Genomic DNA, 942 nt, shown 5'->3' on the forward strand with positions numbered 1-942 from the left:
TTTGATGTATTTCTTGGCTTATTCGGAGGTATTCAAGTAGGCCTTCCGCCACAGAGTGTGGTACCAAACCTGGTTGTTTATCGAGACTCGTTCGTCCTATTCAAGATGGGTCCTGCATCAGCGATGGCCTGGATACTATTCTTTGTTATTCTTGTCGTGACCTTGTTCCAGCGTTACTTTGAGAAAAGGTGGGTGCATTATGACTAAGACGACTCCCCTGCCGATTAAAACAATGATTTACCTCTTTTTAATAGTTGGTGCAGTTGTCATGTTTTTTCCTTTCGTCTGGATGGTTTCAACATCGTTGAAAACAAGCGGGGCAGTGGCAGCGATGCCGCCGCAGCTTATTCCTGATCCTATTGATTTTGGAAACTTTACAGAAGTTTGGAATAAGGTTGATTTTGCGCGATACACGTTTAACAGCTTTTTTATTGTCACTTTGGATATGATCGGGGCATTGTTGTCCTGTGCTGTGGTGGCTTTCGGCTTAGCCATGTTCCAGTTCAAAGGGCGCGCTCTTATCTTCATTACTATGTTGGCGACTTTGATGATCCCAGGTCAAGTGACAATGATTCCAACCTATTTCATCTGGAAGCAGTTCGGCATGCTGAACACGTATTCCCCCCTCATTATTCCCAGCTTTCTGGCGGGCGCATTCGGCATCTTCCTGATGCATCAATTTATCAAGTCACTGCCCAAGGAGCTTTACGAATCGGCTGTCATAGACGGTTGCAGCCCTCCGGGCATATTCGCCAGAATTTACCTGCCGCTGTGCAAACCGGCGCTTGCGGCGCTCGGCGTATTTACCTTCATGGGCGCCTGGAATAATACGCTGGGACCGCTCATCTATTTGCAATCGAAAGAGTTATACACGTTGCCGCTCGGGATATTGTATTTGAAATCGGAGAATGTAAATCAGGCATTGCTTATGGCGGGGGCGGT

Annotated in this window: 1 protein-coding gene and 1 pseudogene; both read left to right on the top strand. The window is 46.9% G+C overall.

Annotation, left to right across the window (positions count from 1 at the left end; all coding sequences use genetic code 11):
* A pseudogene (locus tag M6D81_RS31540) lies at nt 1–207 on the top strand (carbohydrate ABC transporter permease); the annotation flags it as partial.
* Nucleotides 200–942, top strand: a 743-nt coding sequence (locus M6D81_RS31545) for a carbohydrate ABC transporter permease (RefSeq protein WP_262681633.1), incomplete at its 3' end; no start/stop codon positions are given. The pseudogene M6D81_RS31540 and the gene M6D81_RS31545, both read left to right, overlap by 8 nt.

This window comes from Paenibacillus sp. J5C2022, from assembly GCF_025567625.1.
Classification (GTDB): domain Bacteria; phylum Bacillota; class Bacilli; order Paenibacillales; family Paenibacillaceae; genus Pristimantibacillus.